15 protein-coding genes are annotated in these 24,641 nt (G+C 39.8%); all 15 read right to left on the bottom strand.

Annotation, left to right across the window (positions count from 1 at the left end; all coding sequences use genetic code 11):
* Nucleotides 1-80 precede the first annotated feature (80 nt).
* A complete protein-coding gene (gene cyoE / locus H7U19_RS00680) occupies nt 81-977 on the bottom strand; it encodes a heme o synthase (protein ID WP_186557913.1) in 897 nt (298 codons plus the stop codon).
* Between the two features lie 297 nt (nt 978-1,274).
* Complete coding sequence (locus H7U19_RS00675) at nt 1,275-1,772, bottom strand: Riean_0653 family protein (RefSeq protein ID WP_186557912.1); 498 nt, start codon at nt 1,770-1,772, stop codon at nt 1,275-1,277.
* A gap of 361 nt (nt 1,773-2,133) precedes the next feature.
* Entirely contained in the window at nt 2,134-4,230 is a 2,097-nt protein-coding gene (locus H7U19_RS00670) for a gliding motility protein RemB (RefSeq protein ID WP_186557911.1), read from the bottom strand.
* Between the two features lie 134 nt (nt 4,231-4,364).
* On the bottom strand, nt 4,365-5,153 hold the full coding sequence (locus H7U19_RS00665) for an energy transducer TonB (RefSeq protein WP_186557910.1): 789 nt from the start codon (nt 5,151-5,153) through the stop codon (nt 4,365-4,367).
* Between the two features lie 186 nt (nt 5,154-5,339).
* Complete coding sequence (locus H7U19_RS00660; RefSeq protein ID WP_186557909.1) at nt 5,340-6,059, bottom strand: energy transducer TonB; 720 nt, start codon at nt 6,057-6,059, stop codon at nt 5,340-5,342.
* Between the two features lie 58 nt (nt 6,060-6,117).
* Complete coding sequence (locus H7U19_RS00655) at nt 6,118-6,495, bottom strand: VanZ family protein (RefSeq protein ID WP_343069058.1); 378 nt, start codon at nt 6,493-6,495, stop codon at nt 6,118-6,120.
* Nucleotides 6,488-6,868: a glycine cleavage system protein GcvH gene (gcvH, locus tag H7U19_RS00650; protein WP_186557908.1), complete on the bottom strand. Its 381-nt coding sequence runs from the start codon at nt 6,866-6,868 to the stop codon at nt 6,488-6,490. Before gcvH ends, H7U19_RS00655 begins: the two co-directional genes overlap by 8 nt.
* Nucleotides 6,869-7,172: 304 nt before the next feature.
* A complete protein-coding gene (gene sov, locus H7U19_RS00645; RefSeq protein ID WP_222597361.1) occupies nt 7,173-14,576 on the bottom strand; it encodes a T9SS outer membrane translocon Sov/SprA in 7,404 nt (2,467 codons plus the stop codon).
* A 6-nt stretch (nt 14,577-14,582) separates the two neighbouring features.
* Nucleotides 14,583-15,164: a Holliday junction branch migration protein RuvA gene (gene ruvA, locus H7U19_RS00640; RefSeq protein ID WP_186557907.1), complete on the bottom strand. Its 582-nt coding sequence runs from the start codon at nt 15,162-15,164 to the stop codon at nt 14,583-14,585.
* Between the two features lie 55 nt (nt 15,165-15,219).
* On the bottom strand, nt 15,220-17,514 hold the full coding sequence (locus tag H7U19_RS00635; protein WP_186557906.1) for an NADP-dependent malic enzyme: 2,295 nt from the start codon (nt 17,512-17,514) through the stop codon (nt 15,220-15,222).
* Between the two features lie 154 nt (nt 17,515-17,668).
* Nucleotides 17,669-19,234, bottom strand: a complete 1,566-nt coding sequence (locus tag H7U19_RS00630; RefSeq protein ID WP_246454565.1) for an alpha-amylase family protein — start codon at nt 19,232-19,234, stop codon at nt 17,669-17,671.
* Nucleotides 19,235-19,240: 6 nt separating this feature from the next.
* Nucleotides 19,241-20,179 carry a carbohydrate kinase family protein gene (locus H7U19_RS00625; RefSeq protein ID WP_186557905.1) on the bottom strand — a complete coding sequence of 313 codons (939 nt, stop codon included), beginning with the start codon at nt 20,177-20,179 and terminating at the stop codon, nt 19,241-19,243.
* A gap of 18 nt (nt 20,180-20,197) precedes the next feature.
* The gene (locus H7U19_RS00620; RefSeq protein WP_246454564.1) at nt 20,198-21,544 is read right to left on the bottom strand and encodes an MFS transporter; all 1,347 of its coding nucleotides are present in this window, start codon (nt 21,542-21,544) and stop codon (nt 20,198-20,200) included.
* 5 nt (nt 21,545-21,549) lie between these two features.
* Nucleotides 21,550-21,912: a glutaredoxin family protein gene (locus H7U19_RS00615; RefSeq protein ID WP_186557904.1), complete on the bottom strand. Its 363-nt coding sequence runs from the start codon at nt 21,910-21,912 to the stop codon at nt 21,550-21,552.
* Nucleotides 21,913-22,000: 88 nt separating this feature from the next.
* On the bottom strand, nt 22,001-24,628 hold the full coding sequence (locus H7U19_RS00610) for a TonB-dependent receptor (protein WP_186557903.1): 2,628 nt from the start codon (nt 24,626-24,628) through the stop codon (nt 22,001-22,003).
* Nucleotides 24,629-24,641: the final 13 nt, after the last annotated feature.

Genomic DNA, 24,641 nt, shown 5'->3' with positions numbered 1-24,641 from the left:
GGCCTTAATAAATCCTCTGTTAAAAAGCATTTCGTCCCGATATCTATCGGGAGCGCCCAATATGACATTTATATTTCTTGTCAACTGCTCAAAAATTTATCAATAACGTAAACTATTTGCACCAATGAAATATAGGACACACTAACGATCATCAACTGCCGGGCCGCCTTTTCCGTCATGTCCTTAAATAGTCGAATTGCGTAATACAAAAACCAAATGCCCAAAAGAAATACCACTATTGCGGCCACAATGGACAATTTCAATGTTCCGGTAAATCCAAAAACAGGAATTATGGAAACCGCTAAAGTCCAAATGGTATACATAATCGTTTGCACTGCGGTAGCCTTATCCTGCTTTCCGGTGGGCAACATATAAAATCCAGCCTTTTCATAATCCTTGAACAAAAACCATCCAATCGCCCAAAAATGTGGAAATTGCCAAAAGAATTGCAATGCGAAAAGTGTCCCGGGCTCAATCCCAAAGTCATCCGTGGCCGCTACCCAGCCCAGCATAAAGGGGATAGCACCGGGAATTGCGCCTACAAATACAGCCAAGGGCGTTTTGGTTTTAAGGGGCGTATATGCACAAGTGTATAAAAAGATGGAAATAGCGCCAAACATGGCGGTCTGCTTATTAATCGTATATAAAATAATGATGCCAAGCAGCGTAAAAATAGAAGCAATGATAAAAGCCGTAGTCACCGACATACGCCCAGCCGGAATGGGACGGTTTTTAGTACGCTCCATCAAGACATCTAAGTCCTTTTCAATGATTTGATTGTACGCATTGGAGGCGCCTACCATAAAATAACCACCTAAAGCCAGCAAAATCAAAGTCTTAAAATCTACAGTTTCTACCCCCAAAAGGTAACCGGCCAACGAAGAAAACACCACGCTTAATGCTAGGCGCATCTTCGTGATTTCCTTAAAATCCGAAATGATAGAAGGTGATGCTGTTACCGATTTTGCTCTGCCCAAAGTTTCTGTGCTTTACCGCTTTGAAATGCGAGTGCAAAGATACTTTATAAAACTTGTTTGGGCAATGTAATTGGGGCAAAAAAGACAGTCCAAAGTTGGATAACCTCCTAAAAATCAAAATACCAATTAAACAAATCCATTAGCACTCCTAAATTGAGGCAATATGTTTAATTATTAGAGGTAAAAGATACAATAGCTGTTGTTCTGCGCATTGCCGTAAAAAAAGGCAATACAGAGCAGTGTAAAAACGAGTCGTTTTTTCATGATAAAAATGAATTAATATGTTAATAGTTTATGTTAAGGGATGTATTTCATATCGAAACGGCCATTGGTTATGTTTATGGTTTCGCAATTATCGGTGACTGTTGAAAATTCAAAGGTGCCAGAAATAATATAGTTTACTCTATCTATTTTAGAAAACACTAGCACACCTGCTAATGTGTCTTCAAATTGATAACTGCAACCTAGTTGCGGATTCGGGTCTACCTGGTATCTTGCCCGACCAATTAATTCATATTGAGTATTAATTTCAAGTGGATCAACAATATTTATATTAACGCCCCCCCCTCCAAACTGAAGTTGACCTTGCTGATAGATAGCTACTTGCTCTCTAGTATTTGTAATTGAAATCGGTGTTCCATTCACTAAGTAGCCAAAGGTATTCTCACCGGTCTGTGTGGCTGGTGGCAGTTGGTCAATGGGGTCGGTAGAGTTATCATCATCTTTGTTGCAACATGCAGTACTCAGCACAAATAGGCTTAGAAGCAGGACTGTAAGTAGGTTTAATCTTTTCATAGTTTTATTTTTTTGTTTCAACTTAAAAATACTGCTTTATTTGAGAGAAGTTATAGGTTTAAATGCGCTACGGAGAGGGTTGTATAGCGGTTAAACTTTAAAGCAGGAATTTATTCTTAATTAACGTAGTAAATATACGTCAGAAAAGACATGTATTTTTATGACAAATATCAGGTTTTACTCTGTAGCACCCGAGCTGTTGAAACAATACTTTGGTTGCGCTCAGTGCAACAGTTCAGGATGACTGTTGGTTATCATAAAATGAGATCCCGATAGTCATCGGGATTCCTGCTTGCTAGCAGGCAAGAATTCAACTTACAATTTTAAGTTCGCCTAAAAGGCTTCCCAAAATCGAGTTTCATTAAAAATCAAAATACCAATTAAACAGATCCGTTCTTATCCCGAAGTTCAACCAGAAGGTGTTGTTTTCAAATGTTGTAGCCGTGGTGGCATCGGGATTAAAATTTCTAACCGTGATATCGGTAAAAATCTTCATGTTGGACGCAGGATTGATGAGATAGCCTGCCTGTAAATTAGCGTAGAACGTTTTTGTGTTAATGCCCTGCCCAATTTCAACACCCGTATCAAAAGGCCTATCGTTGTAGTCCCTATAGATATCTTCCCCATAGCTAAAATTGTCCGTACCGTCATTGTAATCAAACCCTCTGGTTCCAAAAATAAATTTGGCATCCCCAAACCATCGTTTCCATCGATAACGGCCCATCAAAATGGTTTCACTAAAATTGGCACCCCATAAATGGGCCAAAGGTTGGTTGTTGTGGCCATAGTTCAGCACAATAGTATTATGTGAATACGTATAAGGGCGCACACGGTTGTATTCCAGTTGCAACATCAAATTCTTCACCTTAAAGGCATCATAATATTTGACCCCTAGCTGATAGCCGTACTTGTTTTTCCAGCTTCTCTCACCTCCACTGATATCTCCAAGTGAAAATTCATCCAAAATAAACTGCCCATAGGCATTAACATTATCGCAAAACTTATATTTAGCCGATGCACCCAACAGGGCATTTCCGGCACCTTGGCCCGTTTCAAACTCAATGGCACGATAAAAAATAATAGGATTCAAATAATTAATATCGAAGCCCCTATCGTTGCTGTTAGTCCACAACACCGACTCAAACAATCCTATATTTAGGCGTTTTGAAACATTCCAGCTTAAATAGTGATTGGCCACATATTTGGTTAAAAAGGCTTTATCCTGAACCACCTCATCCCGCACATCCTTCATCCACATAAAGGTATTGGTATATTTTATTTTCCAGAATTTGGTGTTGATTTTTAGGAATGGGTGCGGGCTCGTCACGTCGCTCAATAATAATGACCGATACCCATCGCCAATAAAATTCTTCCCGTGCCCAAATTGTACATTCAAAAATTTGGCGGGTGAATAGGATAAATAAGCCTCGGCAACTGGATAGTCATAGGAATCACTTTTAAAACGCTTTGCGATGCCACGCCCTGGAATAATGGCAGGGTCTGGTCCAAAAGCCTTCAGACTTTCTGAATAGCGATTCACATAATCCGCAAAACGCCCTTGACTTTCAAAAATGGTGGAATAAAAATTAAAGGTTTTGCCCAAACCCCCTTGCACTAAAACCCCACGGGTATTATTATAAGTACTGCCCACTACAGATTCACTCCCAGATTGAAGGTCGAAAATTGGATCAATGGTAAACCAATAGTCTTTGCCTTCCACACGCACCAAATGTTCATTCCACCACTTTCTCCCAGCAAATGTGTTGGTTTCGCGTTCCAAGGCCTCCTGTTCGGCATTAAAATCATGATATCTGGCAACGTCAGCATACAACAATGGTTTTGAAGCCGTGTGGCTGTTGGTGCCAACAAGATTTATTGCCCTATCGAAGCGGGCATAGTCGCTATGATTGAATTGAATATTTAATTGACTGGAAAGCCTTTTATTGGAAAACGGCCTTAAGCCTTTATTGACGCTATCAAATTCTCGTTTGGCCTCAGCTTCAATTTTCGCAATTTCGTTTTCCTCAGCTAAATCACTCGATTTTGCCAGTTTGAAATCCTCCAATGGAATTCGGATTGGCATAGCATATTGCTTAAAGGTTTTCCTGCCGCTGTAAGTTGCTGGTTTCACTTTGGGAAAGGATGCAAACACACGGCGAGCTTCCTGTTTTAGCTCATCATACATAGCGTCAACGTAAATCACCCGAAATTGCCCCGTAGTATCTACTTCAAAAAGAACAACTACTTCTCCCTTATATTTATCCTTTGCTACATTGTCGGGAACTTGAAAATTCGTTTTGATTCGCTGAAATACGTTTATATCGAAACAGTTTTGCAAGGAATCCAAAGTTACATCTGAACATTCCGGAAAAACAGGTGGCTTTTCGTAGGTGCCATTATCCTGCGCAAATGCGAAACAATTAAGTAAGATGAGAAATAGGGCTACAAGTTGCTTCATACTATGAATATGATATCAATTTGGGCTGAAAGATAGTACATTTTGTTAAGATTTGCTTTAGTTCAAACTGTTCCGAACAAAAAAGCCATTATCCTTTTAGGGATAACGGCTTAAAGCATGATAAATTATAATTGCTATTCGGCAATAAAAATTATGGGAAGGGTATAGCGAACTCCTACGGGTTTACTCCGTTGTTTTCCCGGTTCCATTTTGGGGATTATATTTACAACCCGTTCTGCCTCCTGTTCCAAAGCTGGAAGTGGTCCCCTAGTTTTAATGTCAGTAACACGACCCGTTTTGTCCACCTGAAATTGAACTGAAATCCTCTGTTTCCCCTGTAGGCCAAATTGTGTGGCTATCCTCCCGCCGTTAAATTTTCTTTTAACAAGCTTTGTGATTTTGTCGGACATACATTTTCTTTTAGCCTCATTTCCATCTTCTTTTTCACAACCTGGATATATGGGAACTTCTTCTACCCTAATGAAATCAACCACGGCTTCAACTGGTTCAGGAGCAGTAGGCATAACTTCATCGGGAGAAATTGGATCGGACGTAATCTCTGGTTCAGTAAATATTTCTGGGGTTTCTTCCGCAAGAATGTCATCATCTTCCTTGATAATTGGGTTATTAAAATTCGTGGGTTTAGTCCGTTTTTCAATTATCTCTGCTTTTTCCTCATAGATTTTTACGACATCGTTAAAAACGTATAAGTCCTCATCAGGTAGTAGTGTCGGCCCATAATCATCAGGAATGATTGTCTGAAATCGCATTTCCAACAGACCGAAGGCGGCCAGTAAACAAACGATAAGCCCTACCTGAAAATAGAGGGTAGAGTTTTTTTGTAAATTTGCATCATGCTTTTGTGGTTTTTTCACAAGGCCGTTTTGCCGAACGGAATCGTGAGTGTTCTTTGAATTACTCATAATTATTATAGTTAAAATGTTAATATTATGATAAAAACACAATAAGCATACCAAAAAAGAAATCCCGTTACAGTTTTTGTAACGGGATTTTAATTGATTGGTCCAATGAAATTTAGTACCTAAAAAACAAGGTCCCGACGATATCGTCGGGACCTTGTTTCTTTTATAAAACTATAAAACGTATTATTAGTCTTGTACCTGAAAAATAATCGGTAAAGAATATGGTACCGTTACAGGCTTACCACGTTGTTTGCCCGGTTTCATTTTAGGTAACAAGCTAATTACGCGCTTGGCCTCCTTTTCCAACCCTGGATGTGGTGCTCTTGCACGAACTCCGGTAATGCTTCCTGTTTTATCAATCTTGAAGATTACATTGATACGCTGTCTTCCCGACAAGCCCAATTCTGAAGCTAATTCGGTATTAAACTTTCTATTTACAAACTTTGCAATCTTGTCAGACATACATGCCTTTTTCGTAGCATTATTACCTTTTTCGCAACCAGGGAACACAGGCACATTTTCAATTACCGCAAATGGCACCTCGATATCCTCTTCTACTTCTTCTACTTCAATTTCTTCAACCTCAACAATTTCAGTTTCCTGATCTACCTCCGTAGATTCAATTACTGTTTCTTCTACTTCTTCTTCGTCCTCAACTATTTCAATAACCTCTGGGGCCGCAGGTGGCGGTGGTGGAGGCGGTGGTGTTTGAATCTGCTCGGTAATCGGAATTTCCTCTTCCAGTTCCTCTTCTAAATTAAGCTGACCAATATCAATTGCTGATTTTTCGTAGGTTTTATAATTAATTGAAAAATTTGCTAAAAATAGCATCAATAATAAACCAATAGCGAAGTAAAGAGAACTGTTTCTACTTACGTTGGCTTTCGGATTTTTTTTAGGTTCCATAGTGTTGTGGTTTTTCCAGATTTTAAAATAACTACTTATTTAGCAAAAATGCAAATGTTTAACCATTTTTAAGGTCTAATTTCCCTAATAAAAGAATTATTGCACTTGTAGTTAATGCTCCTAGCGAATTTGCTATGGCATCATACACATCCAAAGATCGCTCTTTAGTAAGGGTTCCTTGTAATACCTCAATAATTATACCAAACAAAATTGCAAAACCTGCGCCAAACAAAACTGCTTTTTTCAAAGGTTTTTGAAGGGTAAAATGAAATACCAAAACCCATAAAAAACATAAAATGGCATAGGCCAGAAAATGGAAAATTTTATCGGCATAATCTACGCCTGTATCTGGCATATTTTTCAGGCTCATTAAACTGCCCACCGTTAGGGCAATGGTATAGGGTACGGCCAAAAAAAGCGAGTAGGTTTTAAGCACCGATGATATCTTTGTAGCCCTCGGCCGACAATAAATTATCTATTTCCGAAGCGTCCGAATACTTAATTTTTATCATCCAACCCTCACCATACGGATCAGAATTTACACTTTCCGGACTATCCTCCAATCCTTCATTGAACTCCACGATTTCACCGGACAACGGCAAAAACAAATCAGAAACGGTCTTTACAGCTTCAACAGTACCAAACACCTCATCAGCCTCTAAGGTTTCATCAAGCGTTTCAACCTCAACATAAACAATATCGCCCAATTCGCTTTGCGCAAAATCGGTTATGCCTACTACGGCAATATCGCCTTCAATTTTTACCCATTCGTGGTCCTTGGTATATTTTAATTCTGATGGAATGTTCATGCTGTCCGTATTAAAATTTGTTCCGCAAATGTATTCATTCAGAATTAGATTTCAAATAGGTATAAGTTAATAAATTAAGCCCAACATGTTTATACCAAAACACACCCCTAAATCCTCTCTTAATCGAGGGGACTGGTAGTATCAAAAAATTGACATATTGTACTTACCAATTAATCTGTGATCGTCGTTTTAAAGCAAGAGTTCCCTCCTAAAAAGGAGGAAGTAAGGGAGGTGCTCGTTCTCCTTAATGTTTCACAAATATCCAAGTGAACCCGCTATGATTTTTAGGAGTGGTTAAACCTGACTAATTCCCAAAATTATACCTCAGCGTAAATCCAGAGCGGATAGTTGTTTGGGGGAAAGCGGTTGAAATAGCATATTCGGCGAAAGAATAATCAAAATAGAAAATGGCCGTAAGATTTCTGCTAAAGGCATAATCCGCGGTATATTTTATACCCCAAATAGTTTGTCCAGAGGTGACCTGGTTGTTTTCCAAATCCAAATATCGAATAATGGTTTTATTGTCCCTGACAGATACATCGGCTTTCATATTCAAATCACTTACGATACGTTGACGAGGTCCGGCCAATTTAGACTTGATTCGCACATCCTTGATACGATAGCCGAGCCCTAGCACATATTCGTTGCCCTGAATTTCAGTCAACAAATTATTATCAAAACTCAAAGATAGTAACCGGTCCTTCTTGATTTCAGCCAAAATCTTCATGGAATTTTTCATCTCCATATCGATTCGAATCAACGGACTGAACATTTCCGTTAGGTTAATATTGCTGAACAAAGTCGCATTTTTATAATTACCGGATTGATCTTTAGCCTCATCATTTATTGCGGCATCATATCCTGCACTAAAATCTGGCCCATCTCCATAATCCAAGTTAGTTTGAAATTGGTTGATGGTGTAATTGGAACGGTAGCCATGCGTCACCGAAAAACGCCTGAAACGCTTTTTAAACCAATTGAATTTCATAAATCCGGTATATTTTAAGTCCCAGTTGGGAATAGGTAAATCCCTAAATGCCCCCAGTTTTACTTTGCCAGCATCCTGTCCCGTGTAAGCTGCTAAAAACGCTGGCAATAATACAGCTTGACTGGTTTTTCCAAAGCCTCTAGGGTAGCCTTCGGCGTCCACATCATTAACATCGGCACCACTTTCGGCAGCCAATCTTCGAGCCACGGTCAATCGGTTATCCCTAAAGGTATTAAAGGCATCAGAAGTAGTTTCATCGCTTTTACTGAATGCTGTTTTAATCATCACCGTGGAAATATTGAAGTTTCCAAAAGTGTTTGGCGTTAAAGGATTGTAAATGCCAGTATTTCGGTCCACATTATAGTTCTCAGAGAAATTCTCCAAATAGGTCCTGTTCCCCACCACATCAATCTTTAAATCCCGCACAGGTTCTAAATTTGCAGAAATATCCAACTGCTTGGTAGTCGTTTCGGTATATTGCTGATTGAATTCCGGGAAATAGGTCAGCCATCCATTTCTGGCCGCTAAAAACCGCACATCCCTTTGGCTACCAAATGTAAATCCGAAAGTTGGCTTTAATGTCCCAATAAAGCCAGGTGTTCTTGTATAGCCAGGTAGAAATATCCCGTTGTTTTCGGAGTAATTAATCTGTGCGCGTTTTACACTGGTCAAAATATCTATCCCAGCGTTGAGCCATTTGGTGCCAGGTTTATTGCCACTTTTTGGCTTTTCGGCTTTCTTTGGTTTTGCTCCCGGAGGACCGGCTGTTCTGGTACGAGTCCTTACCGTTCGTATTGGTTTTTTAACCAAACCGATGTATTTATACAAGCGGTTCATGTCCAAACTGGTATTGATATTGTGCGTATTAGAGTTTTGAACTGTATGCCCTAAGTCGTAGGTATTGCCGTCCTCAGCAACAAAATCACCAAACAAATCAGAGCCCTTTTGCCATTGGAAATCGCCATTATATTGATAGGTGGCATCAATAAAACTAAATGTTGGGATTTTATTTAGAGGCAATTGATAAGTAATGCCCAAACTTTGAGTTTGTCGGTTGGGGTCACCAACATCGAGGAAGCCGTCCCACACATCCAAATCAGGATCCTGTTCTCCCCTGATAAAATTGTCATCAATAAAATAATTACGAACAATATTATTATTTGCCGCCGTAAAATTCAACTGCAGGGCATCGGTAATATTATAGTTGATGGTATATTGAAAATCAAATGTATAATTTCGTCTAAATAATTGCTGAATGCCAATATTTTGACCCGTCAATTCTGCCTCCCTAAATTTTTGACTATTGAATTGCCTGTTGATATCGGAGTTCACTGCAATACTTGTTGGCAATACATTAAAATTTAAATCCTTTAAAAACTTCCAGTATTTCCCTCGGAAAAGGGAGTCGTTCTTTTTAAACGGCTCTACTTTCACAGGATTAAAATTAAAGGCATAATTGGCACCTGCCCTAACAGTTTGATCCAAGGAATTCTCAATTTCAAAATCGCGGTGTTCTACCTTATTGTAAGAATAATTTAAAGTGAAATTTTCCACATCATAAAAACGTGGTTTCTTATCGGTAGTTCTATTTTTTCTAACCCCAATAAAATTGATACTTTGGCGCTTGGTATAATCTTCCGAGCGCTGCCTAATAACCTCCCTCTCTTCTGAATCCGCTGCAGCATCCAAACGGGAGTCCAGTTTTAAATCCTTATAAAACTGATCGTATTTAGGGGTGATTAATTCTTCACTTTGTCCATAGTTAAACGGAATTTGAACACCCCATTTTTTTGGTAATAACTGCCCGACATTGATATTGGTCACGACGTCATATTGCCTCACATCCTCCAAAGCACGTTGACTTGGGCCTTGTTCTATGGTACCAAAACCTGAGGTGCTTTGCCTTCCGGTGGCACTCACATTGGCAAAGTCGGCAATGTTGGCATCCATACTTACTACGGCCGCCCAACCGCCTTCGTTATCTAAATCGGAAAGGCGCAGTTCGTTAAACCATACTTGGGCGCAAACATCACTGTTATTGGCATTTTTAACACCGACCATTAAGGTCCTCACATCCCCAAAATTTGGGTTTCCTTTTATACCTATCCTTTGTTGCCCGGTAATATACCCAGTTAACGGATTAATCAGGGGGTCACCTATAGCATCATTTACAACGTCATAAAAGGTAGGGTCCTCATCCGTTAATGTCCCGTCCGAAATACCTCTAGCCTTAATTTGCCCTAACAATTCAATTGGTAGATTGATTTCATTTTCTGCCGGCCAAGCCGTTTCCCTGTCCCTTGAACCTTTGGGCGATTTCACCAACGGCACCTCAATCTGATAGTAGTTATCGTTTAAGTCGTTACCCAATCTGATAAACCCAACCAAGCGTTCAGCCTCATCGTCCTCATAGCCATTGCCTTCTTCGTGGGCATGCAAAAACATTCGAAGGCGCTTGTACTGGCGCATATCGATATTAATATTTTTAAACACTGCCCGAGAATCCTCAGATTCCAAATCGCAAACGTTAAGTAACAAAGCCTGTTCATTCTGACGAATCACCGTATTATTATTAAACAATTGCTCAGGTTCAATGCCTGGGGGACGCACATAAGTATCTTCATTTTCAATAGTCCCAACAATTCCAACGGAAAATTCAGTGCCATCATCATCTGGATCATCTTCATTAGGTTGCAAGGTCTGAGTATAGCGTCGCCAATCGCTTCTTACTAAATCTAAGGTTCCGAAACGCAACACGGTTTGCTCGGTAAAATCAGTTAAATACATCCGTACAAAACGAATCGATCGGAAGTCCTCTATATTATTCACACGTCTTTTGTAAACCGGTGAGGCCAGAGGGTCATCAAAGGTTTCATTAGGCACGTTCACTGGTATCCTTATTTGATACCAACGCACACTTGCATTCTGCCCATTGGCTAAAACACGGTTTTCAACTTTAACATCGGTAATAAACTCATCTAATGCACTGGTACTTGTGATATCTGTGATATTGTTAACCTCAGGTAAATTGGTCCTATTAAGTTCTATTTCGTATTCATAATAACTATCGATGGTATTCATCGTGTTATCCCTGTTGATGTCTTCCACATCGGGTTGTGGGTTGGCCGCCCGTTGATTGTCGTTAAACACATCTGGCGTGTTCCCTTCAACACCGTTGAATTTTTTGTAGCGTTCAAAAATGCCCCCTTCGGCATCCAAAAAATAGGAGTAATTATCATTTGATGGATCTGCCAATCCACCATATGCGGGCTCAATAAAGTCTTCTTCGGAATCATCATATCCATCATACCCCACATCCTGATTATTCCTTTCTTGCCCGGTAGTATCAAAAGCATAAATGAGAGACTGATTTAATGGCACAACGGTTCTAAGTTCGGCATTCGTTTGCTGTTGCTGTAAAATACTTATGTCACCATCTTCGGGCAGTCCATTTTCATATAGCTTCCTTCCATCCTTAATAATATCTTCCGAAATATTTCCCAAGTTAAATACTAGCTTCCCACCTTGATTGGTCGATGAACCTTGCCCATCCGGGTTTTGAAATGGATCCTGTAACCAAAATTCAATATATTCCACATTAGCTTGTTCCAAATCAGTCGTAGTCAATTGGCGTGTAATCCCTGCCCAAGAATTTTCCGGATTAGTTAGAGTCGTTGTCTGGGAACTAACATCAATATTAACTCCCGTAGTTTGGAAATTATACGGTCCTCGCTCGTCGGGATAATACACCAAATCCAAAGTATTCAGCACGGAATTTTGCCCTTGTACCAAGTCCTGTTGCGGAAACAGTTCATTAATAAATACCCGACTAGTATATAAACTGGACAGGTCTCCATCGGAAATACCATCAGGCCTTCTGGAACTATAAAAAATTGGGTCAATACTGTACCAGTTTAAAAATGCCCTTCCGTAGCCATTTGCAATACCTGCTCGGTCTTCAATTTCATTATCATTTCCATTTCCATCTATGTCCACAGGCCTACTAGACAGAAACCACGATTGTTGCGCCCTTAAATCGATAGCATTTTGGGTGCCTTCAAAATCGTCGATATAGGAGGTTGCTTCTCCATTCAGATTGGTGCCCTTTGGGGCTCCTGGCAACAGATACGCAAATTCACCTCTTAAGGAAATATTGGAGGGCACATCCGTATCTATATTAGGCAATTTGTTAACCATCCTAGTTAAAAATGGTACTTCAGTAGAATAGTTTCCATTGAATCCGAAAATGGTATTATTTATTGGCTCGGAACCAAAATTCGCCTTCTGAGTTATCGGCCGTTCATTTAGGTTTAAAAGGGTACCCGCAATCACAAAATTGTCATTGAATTTGTGTTCCACATTTAACCCAGTAAATCGACGGGTCTGTTGCCCAAACACGGCATTATTTTCTGTAGAAACCTGAATGGGTGTGTTTGAAGCTTTGAGGGCTTCGTCCAAGATCTGAACACGACCCAATTGATAATTCACCGTATAATCCACGCCTTCTACCAAAACACGTCCACCGGCAGTTACTCTTACGGAACCGCGAGGTACATTGAATGCGCCAATAGGAATCCCATCACCGGCCGAACCTTTATAACGCCCTTTTATTCGGAATTTATTCTTATCGGCATCTTCCAAGGCAGCCGTTTTGGTTTGCTTATATAAAATATCGTAAACGTACTTTTCCTGATTGGCATCGGTATAAACATCCGCCTGGTAATCCACGTCATTATTGTTCGAGTTACCATCGCTGTCCAAAAGATCAAATAAGTAACGTCCGAATGGCTCCACTTTTGTAAATATGATTTTACCGGTTTGGGGTTGCACGGTAATGCCAGGTACAAAATCAAAGAACCCATCGCCATTGCCTTGGGGGTCGTTGTTGAAGTTCAGTTTGTCCAAATTGAAAATCCGCAGAAGTGGCGTTTCTACAATTTCCCTATCATCATTGGGATCGCCCGGTGTATGGTTATCAAAAATCGGAAATGATGAGCCTTCAACAGGCTTAATGAAGTTTAAAGGTGACGCTTCATTATAAAAAATATTCAACCTAAAATCTTCCTGACTCAAATTAAAAGCCCCTGTATCATAAATGTTTTTCATCATCAGGTCCCAAATCGGTTGCCTTACATTGGTGACGCTACTTTTTAGCATCTTAAGCACCAAGGCCTTATTGGTAACATTGGTGACCTGTCCCTGATTATTTTGCTCTACTTCATTTGGGTTGATACCATCGTTTGCAAATTCCCCGACCTGATACACTTGCCCATTAACTGTATATTGGAAGGCCACCGCCAGTACCTCATCGGCGTTAAGGCGTTGATTCAAAGAAATATAACCCAACTCCGGGCTAAAAGTATATTCCTGACCGTTGATTAACTTTCTTGCATTTTCGATTTTCCCATAATCTGAGCCCTCGTTAACATCGTTGGACAAAACACCAAATCCATTTTGAGCAGTGGCAATATCGCGAATGGCCTCGGTTAATATCGAAGTCGTTCCAATGGCAGTCGGGTCAAAATCATTATTGCCATTATCCGGAAAGGCATTCACGTTATTGGAAAAATTGTCTGGAGTATTGATGAAATTTGCTGGAATTGGATCTAAAAATATATTATCCGTATCAGGATTTCCTGGGTTGTAAAACGATTCCCCCAAATCCTGAATCGCTACTACATTCCTCACATTATCCGTTCTGTTACTCCTATTTGTGATGTATACTTCGAGCCTCGTAATTTGTAAACCTCGGTTATCCAAAAATGGATATTGTCTTAAAGCAATATCGTATTGGTCCCTAAAATAATGCGCTAGGAAAAAGTGCCTATTTTCGTCATAATCCCTAATAAAAAAATCGAATTCTTCTAGTGTACCACCACCTTGAGCTACTACCGTATTGGCCTGAGAACGTTGCTCTGAAAACACCCCAGTAAATGTAGTTCGTCCAAATTGTAACTGAGCCTTCACCCCAAATAAACTTTGTGCTCCTGTGATCAATGAACTGTTTAAAGGCATGTTAACGTTTCCTATTTCAATTTTTTGGATGATATCATCTTCCGTGGGCGTATATTCTAGTTTTACCAAATTCTGAAAATCGAACGTGGACTGCGTGTCATAATTTGCCGTTACTTGCAAACGTGTCCCTACTTTTCCTAATAAGCTAAGGCTAATCCTTTGGTCAAAATCAAAAGTGAAATTACTTCGGTTTCGTGGTGAAAAGGTTGGGTTGTCCTGTCTAGAAAACAGAATTCCTAAATCCATTTCCACAGAACCCTGGGGTACCACCTCAATGGTGTTTCCACCGAAAAGTGTTTCGAAAAACCCAGAATTTACATAGAATTCTGGTAAAAGGTTTTTACGCTTCTCGTCCGAACCTTCTTTTTTACCATCAAAGGCATCAATTTTTTCCTTGTAATAATTCCGAAGATTCTCTTTGGCCACTAAATCCTGATATTCCTTTGGGGTCAGGATAATAGGGTAATTGATATTAAAATCGCCTATTTTTTCAGTATAAATATAGCGGTCGGTAACAGGGTCGTAGGTGTATTTAGACTCGATACTATTTGGTCGCGCGGTTTTTATTTCTCCTAAGCTAAACCCGGTTTTCGTGGAATCCTGAACAGGTTGTTGCGCCCATGCAGACACTGATAAAAGCAGTAGGGCAAAGAGGGCAACAATTTTTAGGACGGGTTGGTTATAGCTTTGGGTAGTTATAGTCAAAATCGTTTATAAATTTTTTAAGGCTTGTTTTATAATGGTCTCTACATTAGCTTCCGGTTGCGAAACGATAATTTTATCCACAACACGTTCAGCCTGCTTTTTTGAAAAACCAAGAACTTCTAAAGCAGATAACGCTTCATTCTTGTTGGTATTGTCCTTTGAAACCGAAACTTCGTCTATATCATAAATCTTTAAAATCTTATCTTTTAGGTCGATAATCACGCGTTGCGCCGTTTTGGCTCCGATACCCTTTATCGATTGGATTAAAGCCACATCACCAGAGGCAATACCTTCGCGCACCTGCTTTGGGGTCAGGGAAGACAGCATAGTACGAGCCGTACTTGCTCCAATACCGCTTACGGAAATCAACAATCTAAAAATTTCACGTTCCGCCAAAGACGAAAACCCGAATAACGTATGGGAGTCTTCTTTTACCTGAAGATGGGTGTACAACTTTAGAGATTCCTTATCGGGAATTTGAGAAAAAGTGTGAAGAGAAATATTTAACAGATAGCCTACGCCATTGCAGTCTATCACTACATCTGTTGGATTCTTTTCAATAAGTTTCCCTTGTATGTGCGTAATCATTTAGAAAATCCCTCTTAAACTGCCAAATGTAATGAAATTATTTACGTTTCAAAGCTTATGAAATATCTTTTTCCAACTCCCATAACTCCTTGTTTTGTGCATCGATGACTGCAATGGCGGTCATATTGACAATTTCATCCACACTGGCGTCCAATTGAAGAATATGTACGGGTTTGCGCATGCCCATCATAATTGGCCCAATGGAATCGGCCTCATTCAATTCCTTAAGCAATTTATACGTGATGTTCGCAGCGTCAAGATTTGGAAAAATAAGTCCGTTCACTTTTCGTCCTACTAATTTTGAAAAGGGGAATTGGTCGCGTAGCATTTCATCATTTAGGGCGAAATCAGTTTGAAGCTCACCATCCACAACCATATCAGGATAATGTCGGTGCAGCATGCTTACGGCCTCTCTTACTTTGGAAGCCTTTTCGTTACCTGATGATCCAAAATTAGAATAGGAAGTCATTGCCATTACAGGCTCAAACCCAAAATTCTCGATTACTTTTGAAGTCATAATGGCGATTTTTGCCAAATCCTTGGCATCCGGATCAATATTGATAGAGGTATCGCTTAAAAACAGTGGTCCTCTTCGGGTCATCATCACATTGGTAGTGGCTACTTTGGTAGCTCCCTTTGCCATACCAATCAGCTCCAACATAGGTTTTAAAACTACTGGATAACTTCTGGAATACCCTGAAATCAGGGCATCGGCATCCCCTTCGTTTACCATCATTGCAGCAAAGTAGTTGCGCTCTCGCATTAAGCGTTTTGCTGAATACAGGGTAACACCTCTTCGTTTTCTTTGTTCCCAATATATGCGACCATAGCGATCCTTGCGCTCGTTCTCCTCTTCAGTTTTCGGGTCGATAATCGTGATATCGCCTTCAAACTCAATCTCATCCATGAGTGCCCGAATGGTTTCCTTTCGACCCAATAAAATGGGGATAGCAATGCCTTCTTCGTAAGCTATTTGAGCAGCTTTTAAGACCGCTAGTTGATCGGCCTCCGCAAAAACTACACGTTTTGGGTTTAGTTTGGCACGGCTTAAAAGCAGCCTCACCAATTTATTATCAGACCCTAAACGCTCTCTAAGACTATCTTTGTATTTTTCCCAATTTTCAATGGTTCCCTGGGCCACACCACTTTCTATTGCGGCTTTTGCAACCGCTGGAGGAATTTCGGCAATCAATCTGGGATCAAAAGGTTTAGGAATGATATAATTTCTCCCAAAAGCCAAACGGGTTTGCCCATAAGCTACGTTTACCTGCTCCGGTACGGGCTCTTTCGCAAGTTTTGCCAAAGCTTTTACCGCTGCCATTTTCATTTCCTCATTTATGGAGGTGGCACGAACATCCAACGCCCCTCTAAATATAAAAGGGAAGCCCAACACATTATTTACTTGGTTAGGATGGTCACTTCTGCCAGTTGCCATAATAATGTCGTCCCTAGTATCCACTGCTAATTGATACTTAATTTCAGGATCGGGATTGGCCATTGCAAATACGATAGGGTCTTTTGCCATTACCTTCAACATGTCCGGAGTAACGATATCCGCCATAGACAAACCGATGAATACATCTGCATCCTTCATGGCTTCATCTAGGGTATCGATTTTGCGATGCGTAGAAAATTCAGCCTTTTGAGAAGATAGATTTTCCCTGTCATTTCTAATAACACCCTTACTGTCCAGCATCACCATATTTTTCCGTTTGGCACCGCAGGACTGGTACAATCGAGAACAAGAAATTGCCGCCGCACCAGCACCGCTAATCACTATTTTTACGTCTTCGATTTTTTTCTTGGCAAGCTCCAATGCGTTAATTAGGGCTGCTGCTGATATAATTGCCGTACCATGCTGGTCGTCGTGCATTACCGGAATATCCAATTCGGCCTTTAAACGCCTTTCTATTTCAAAAGCCTCTGGTGCCTTGATATCCTCTAGGTTGATGCCCCCAAAAGTGGGTGCAATGTTTTTTACAGTATTAATAAATTCATCAACATTTTTAGTGTCAACTTCAATGTCAAATACATCAATATCTGCAAAGATTTTAAAGAGCAAACCTTTACCTTCCATTACTGGTTTAGAGGCTTCTGGCCCTATATCTCCAAGACCTAAAACGGCCGTTCCATTTGAAATTACAGCCACCAAATTGCCTTTCGCCGTATAGCGATAAGCGTTGTTCTTGTCTTTCTCGATCTCTAAGCAAGGCTCCGCCACACCTGGCGAATAGGCTAGGGATAAATCCCTCTGACTCGAATATTTTTTTGTAGGAACAACTTTAATTTTACCGGGAACCGGCTTTGCGTGATATATCAGGGCCTCTCTACGTTTGCTCTCTTCGCTCATTGTAACTTTTTTAGAAACCCAAATATAACAATCCTTAGAAGTAAAATACCTATTCTTTTAGGAAATTGATGCTTCTTAAAACAATTTCAGTTGGCAGACAAAAACTTCGTATTTCATTTTATTGTCCAGCCAGCAACTATTAAAAAATCGACAATCAAAAAGTCAGTACTCTAGAGGCATTAGATTCATTATAGTTTATCTTGAAACTACAGGTTGCGAGATCTGCCTTTAAAATGGCAAAGTCGGTACCATGTTCCCAAATAATTTCCACTTTTTTGTTGGAATTTGTTCGCGTTTTTACGGTTCCCGAAAATGCGTTGTGCGTATTTCTAATTCGCATTAACTCAAGTTGATTCAATACAATGTCGGTTTTAAGACCTTCTTCAATATCCTTTAAGGACAGTATTGTTCTATTAATTTCCTTATGTCCGCCACTACCGGCTTTATCGGCCGCCTCATAATCATTTCTTCCTGCAAACACATCCAGATACCAAACTTGTGGTACCCCAGGCATAAACATTTGGATAGCTCTGGCGAGCAACAGTTTTTTTTCGTCTTCTCCTAAAGCACTAAAAAATGTGGCATTAACTTGGTAGTACGATATTTTCTTACCATCAGACCCATATAGGTTCTTAACCCTGCCGCCTCGCTCAATAATGATGTCCATGATATCCTCAATATCACTATCTGCAAGCAATCCTTTGTGATAATCTCCGTCCACGTCCTTTCCCTTTAAGTCCAAAACTGGAATACCATCATGACAGCCCAACATATTTACAGTTTTATAGCCTTTGGCAATAATTTCATTAGCCCATTTTATTAACGCCGTACTATCCTTTTTCTCAATGGTGTGGATCATTAACCCAGGTAGGAAAAAGTCATATATCCTGTACCCTTTTTGGGCCACCTCATCATGCAGAAACGAACCATATTCTGCGTGAATCTCAGGTAAAAGCGTTAAACCGTTTTTGTCTGCAATTTTTTTAATGCGCTCTAAATATTGCCAAGTTCCCGGTTTATTAAAGAAGTTTGAAGCCCCGTTAGCCTTGTGCAAATAAGCAAAAGCATCCAAGCGCAATATCTTGCACCCGTAGCTACTTACTTTTTGCAAGGTTTCCTCGTAAAAATCCCATACCAGTTCAGACTTGGCATTGACATCCATTTGGCCCAAAAAGCTTTTGTCCTCGTTCACTTTCTGATAAAAGGTATTCCAATAGGGTTTTTCAGTGCCGTCGGGGAAAGGCACCTTTAAAATTGGCAATCCTGCTTTACGCATGAATAATTTATCAAGAAATTCCTTTTTTGGCTTGATAATACCATCGTCCCCCATTGTGCCATGGCCTTCCCAAAAACTATTCCAATTGATAAAAAAGTCTCTATATTTTGATTGCCCTCCATGTTTAAGCAAATCCCTAAACTGAGGAGAAGCCACTGATAAATGATTTAGGACGATATCAAGCTTTAATTGAATATTCAGTGCGTCTAATGCTTCTAAGTCGTTTTTTGAAACTAATTCTTCATTAAGATTGTAATCTATTATTGAAAACCCCCTGTCTAAATCACTATTAAAAAATGTTGGCAGTATATAAAACAATGAAAATACATCTTTAAACTCAGGCCTTTGAAGGATACTAATGGTATCGCTTAATGTACTGCCAATACTATCCGGATATGCATTAAGCATAACGCCGTTTGTAATATTAGAATTTGTTGACATCATTATATATTATAAAAGTTCAGACAATATGCTTATGTTATCAGGCAATCTACCGACATTTTGGAGCTTTAAAGCTGCCAATTGCAAAGCTACTTCCAGGCATTTTTCAATAGGTTTATCCTTGATATATGCAAACAGGAATCCCGACCAAAATGCATCACCCGCACCAGTGGTATCAATTACGTTTTCCACCTTTACAGCCGGCATTTCAATGAGTGCCTTGTTTTTTTGTGACAATTTAACCCCTTTGCTGCCCAAGGTTAAACAAACAGTTTCAACCCCTTCATTGTGAAAGAAATTGAATATTTCATCATGTTGTAGTTCTTTTTCAAATAGGCGCAACATATCATCCTCACTAATTTTTATTAAAGGACTAAACTTGCAGTATGCCTTTATGACCCTTAAAGCCTCTTCCTGACTGTCCCAAAGCTTTCTGGAGTAATTTAAATCTACACTTAGAGTACACCCTTGCTTAAAGGCTTCTTCTGCCTTTTTCAAAATTGTGGATTGTGCAGGGTTTTTACTTAACGCAAAACACGTGGTGTGAAAAATTTTGGTTTTAGAAAGCATTTCCTTAGAAATTTGACTTTCTGAAATATGCTGGTCTGCCTGACGGAAAGGAATAAAATCCGGTGTGCCTTTAGACCTCGAAACCAGTATCACACTTGTGCTTTTGTCTTTAAGCTTATCAATATAATCTATATTTACACCTACTTCTGAAAGCCTTTTAAAAATGTAGCTCCCCAAGCCGTCATCACCTACAGTGGACACCAAAGTTGCATTTAAGCCCAATCTGGCCGAATTCATTGCCACATTGGTTGGAGACCCACCTAAATATCTATGATAATCTCGCGTGTCATCTATAAGCACATCCTTTTGATGGCCTATGAAATCCACGAGAACCTCGCCTACGCAAAGTATATCTATGTCTTTATTAAAATTTTCCAAAACTAATTTCTTTTGTAATTAATGTCCGGCACCAAACCCGGAAACAACATCTTCTTCCCCAGTGGAGTTTGGCTGTTTTAAGCGCAAAGCCAAAACGCCCGCGATAACAAAAAATATGCCCCCAAACAAAATAGCATTAACAGCGCTGTTGTCCAACAGATACTTAACAATTGGGCCAAAAGTCAACGTTTGGATGCCCATAGGAATTACAATCATCATATTCAAAATTCCCATATAAACCCCGCGTCTTTCCTGCGGGACAATTTTAGACACCATAGAATACGGAATACCCATCATTGCGGCCCAACCTATACCAAACAATATCATTGGCAAAACTACCAGAAGCGGATCTTGGATATATGGAATACTCAGCATGGCAATTGCCGTTAAAAACAGGCTTAGCACATACACTTTTTTTCCGCCAAATTTTAATGCCAAAGGCACCAGTGCCAATGCAAATACAATGGTTGAAATATTGTAGGTGGTGTTCATTTTTGCCGCCTGGCTTAAGGCCTGCGAACTGTCAAAGCCCATACTTTCCTTAAACATGGGGGCAATAAATTGCCAATACACGAATAACGCGTACCATTGAAATAGGTAAACACCCGAAAGTTTCCAAATAAATTTTGGCATATCCTTCACCGCCTCCATTATTTCAATAATTGGTGCTTTTACCCTTTCTGCAAGCCCATGGGCTCTATGCTTTTTGATGTCTTCTAGTTCTTCTTCGGATGGCGGGATTTCAGGTGTTTTTAAAACTGACCAAAGAATGGTTGAAATAGACAGTACTGCCCCTATAAAAAAGGAATAGTACAGCCATTTTGGTATGGACTCCACGCTATCGGCAACCTGTTCTGCACCTCCAAACCAGTCCTGAAAAAGAAAAATAGATGCATTTGCCAATACTATACCCGCACCAACAAAGAGGCTTTGCATCTGGTAGCCAAAACTTAATTGACTATTTGGTAATTTATCGCCTACAAAAGCCCTGTAAGGCTCCATTGCCATATTATTTCCCACATCAAGAATCCATAGCAATCCAACCGCAAACCATAATGCCGGACTAAATGGGAAGGCAAATAAACATAAGCTACCCAGCAATGCACCAATTAAAAAAAAGGGTTTACGTCTTCCCCATCGTGGGGACCAAGTTTTATCTGAAATAGCCCCAATGATAGGCTGAATTATTAAACCTGTTACCGGACCAGCTAAATTTAGCAATGGCAACTGATCGTGCTCTGCCCCTAAAAAAGAGAAGATAGGATTTACTGCTGTTTGCTGTAATCCAAAACTATATTGAATGCCTAAAAAACCGACATTCATATTAAAAATCTGCCAAAAATTTAATCTCGGTTTTGATTGCATAAGACTTATTTTACTGTTAGTTTTTTTAAGAAATCACCAAAGACACCACTATTCATTATGATTTGCCCTTCTTTCTCTACCACCGGAAGCGATAGGTTATGTAATGGAATATTGTTTTCTCGAAGCTTTTCTACCATTTCGCGCTCTTTTACCTTATTTTGATCAACATCAAAATATACAAATGCTATTTTGTGTTTTTTAAGATGTGCCTTTGTGTCAAGGCAATAATGACAAGTGTCACTACCGTAAACTATTAAAGGAGTTTCCAAACTTTCCGTCCCGCCATTTTTGGCGCTGGTATGCTCTTGGGCGTAACACAACACAACAGAAGTCAAAAAAAACATTACTGAAAAAACAAACCATCTCATTGCTCATCAATTTTTAGAAAAAGAGTTGGAATTTTTAGAATAGAATTCCAACTCTTAAATTAACAAACTAAACTAAACTTTCTTCTTTTTAAAACTTGAATTGTAATCCCATTGTTACTGATCTTCCTGGTAAAGGTCTGGCTCTTAAATAATTGTCCTGACCTTCAACAATACTACCTTCTTCAACTTCTGTTACACCTATGCTATCAAAAATATTGTTAGCCGAAATATTTGCGGAAAGCGCATCAGTAATAGCGAAATTTACAAATCCATTTATGATTAAGAATCCGGGCATTACCAATTCGTTGGAATCTTGTGCAAATGCCTTAGACTGCCCAATAAAGCTCAACCCTCCAGAGTGTTGCTTGTTTCCGCCAAAGTTAATGGACGGGATAAGGTTATAAATTAAATCCGGCTGTCTTCTTGGCGTATTTCCTTTGTTGTCTCCAGAGTCTATTTCAGCGTCCGTCCATGTTACCGCTCCTCTTAAGCTAAAGGTATTATTAAAGTTGTAAAATCCTTCTAATTCAATACCCATGGACTTGTAATCGTTTTCAATAATACTGTTTGACGTTGCTTCAAAACCGCCTTCTTCCCTCGTTTTAGCATAAAATGCGGTGGCATAAAGCGCTCCATTATCAAAACCTCTTTTATAACCAAATTCTGTTTGGTTCATAAAGTCTAGCGCGTTTATCATATCGCCGTCCATATAGTTTAGGCCAGAGAACAAAATACGATCCGCTTTTGCGGAAGCACCTTTACTAATTCTTGCAAACACAGATTGTCTGTCTTTAAACTTGTAGTTAAAACCCACCGAGTAAGAGAAGTAATCATAATCATAGTCAACCGCAGTAGCATTGGCATTGTCTATGGCAGATACGCTTTGCTCTGGTGCAGAAATTACGCCATCGTTATTAACATCGTACTCCGTTTGTACTGCCCCTGCAAAGGTACCATCAACACGACCTCTGTCATACCTTATACTAGCATCGATTGTGATAGCCTCAGTAGCTTCAATGGTAACATTGGCGTAAGGCGCAGACACATTGTACTGTGTGTCATAGTTACGTTGACAACAATTACCCCAAAACGGTACGCCATAGGCATATAATCCATTGTCGCTTAAAGGGCTGCCTGTTCCGTCCAAAACATTGATCAATCTTGCATTGTCGTCATTCACTTCTTGTAAATAAGAATTCCATAACCAAGACATGGATATATCCTGAATAGATTTAAAATACCCCAAGGTAATATCCACATTGCCAAAAGATTTGGACAATTTTAAATCATTCATAAAGTTGTTGAAATTATTCAATTCAACATCAAACATATGCACACGTGCAACTAAACTATTTCCTGAAACTGCAGATCCATCCGTAAACTGCAATGAACCCCATCCATTATCGGTAGCAAAATCGCCACCCAAAATATTAGATGCAGTAGCCACTTCGGCAGGGAAAGGAGACACAAAAGTACCGCTGTTGGAGGAATAACGTCCATTATTGGTAACTTTCCAATCGTTTCCTAAATCAAAAGACGCTTCAACACCAACGGATGCAGATACTGGGTGCATCCCATCTTGAACATGGCCTCTTCTTAGCTCCCCGTCGGCACCCAATCCAACAGTACGCAATAAATTAGAACTGTGCAAGGATCCTGTGGTGGCATCAAAATTGGCAGCATTGCCCCAATCTGGATCGCTGTTGGTCCCTGAAACCTTCATAGGCATGGGCAAATACGCAGCCGCTCTATCGTTTAAATACTTGGCGTACACTCTTACCTTACCTTTCTCAAATTCCTTTAACAAACTAAGTTTTAATTGCCCGCCATTGTTGGCTGTAAATCCTGTTTCCCTTATACCTTCACCTGCTCTATAAAAGCCTCCTGCATGCATGTATAAATCTTCACCTATTTGAGTTCCGTAATCGAAATCGGTCCGAAAAGTATTGTAGTCCAAACCAAAAGTAGTGCCTATAGAACCGCCTTCTGTTTTTCCTGTTTTACTGATAATATTGATGATACCACCCGGTGCATTAGATGTTAAGGTAGAAGCCGAACCTCCCCTGATGGCCTCAATTCTTGCCACATTGTTATCGAATCTTGTAAAGATATCAGCAGTTCCGAATGAAATATCGCCATAGAGCAATACAGGCAAACCATCTTCCTGTAATTGTACATATTTAGAACCTCCCGAAGAAATTGGCACACCCCTTACGGCGATGTTGGCGTTACCCTCACCACCAGATGATTCCGAGCGAATACCTGGTATCGTTCTAAAAATTTCTGCGGTTGACCTTGGTGCAGATTGAGAAATAGTTTTTGCACGCATGCTGGTTACCGATATACTAGATTCTATTTTAGACCTAGGGTTTACCACACCAGTAACAATCACCTCATCCAAGGATTCCGCATCCTCAGCCATAACTATATTTACGACAATATCCGCGCCTTGCACCGTGACACTTTGCGTAAATTTGGTATATCCCAAATAAGTAGCAACCAGTACGTAAGTACCATCCTCTACGTTGTCAATAGAATAAATACCGTCAAAATCTGTAACCGCTCCTTTAGAGGTGCCTTCTAAAATTACATTTACTCCAGGTAAAGGAATACCTGTTTCATCTTTAACGTCTCCTGAAATTGATTGTGCTACAACCGCGCCAGCGGATAACAGCATCAAAGCCAATAAACATAAATTTCTTCTAATTAAATTCATTTTGCCTGTTTTA

Origin of the sequence: Hyunsoonleella aquatilis (assembly GCF_014270105.1) — a bacterium.
In the GTDB taxonomy this organism is placed as follows: Bacteria; Bacteroidota; Bacteroidia; order Flavobacteriales; family Flavobacteriaceae; genus Jejuia; species Jejuia aquatilis.
This window is presented reverse-complemented; position numbering and strand designations above follow the sequence as displayed.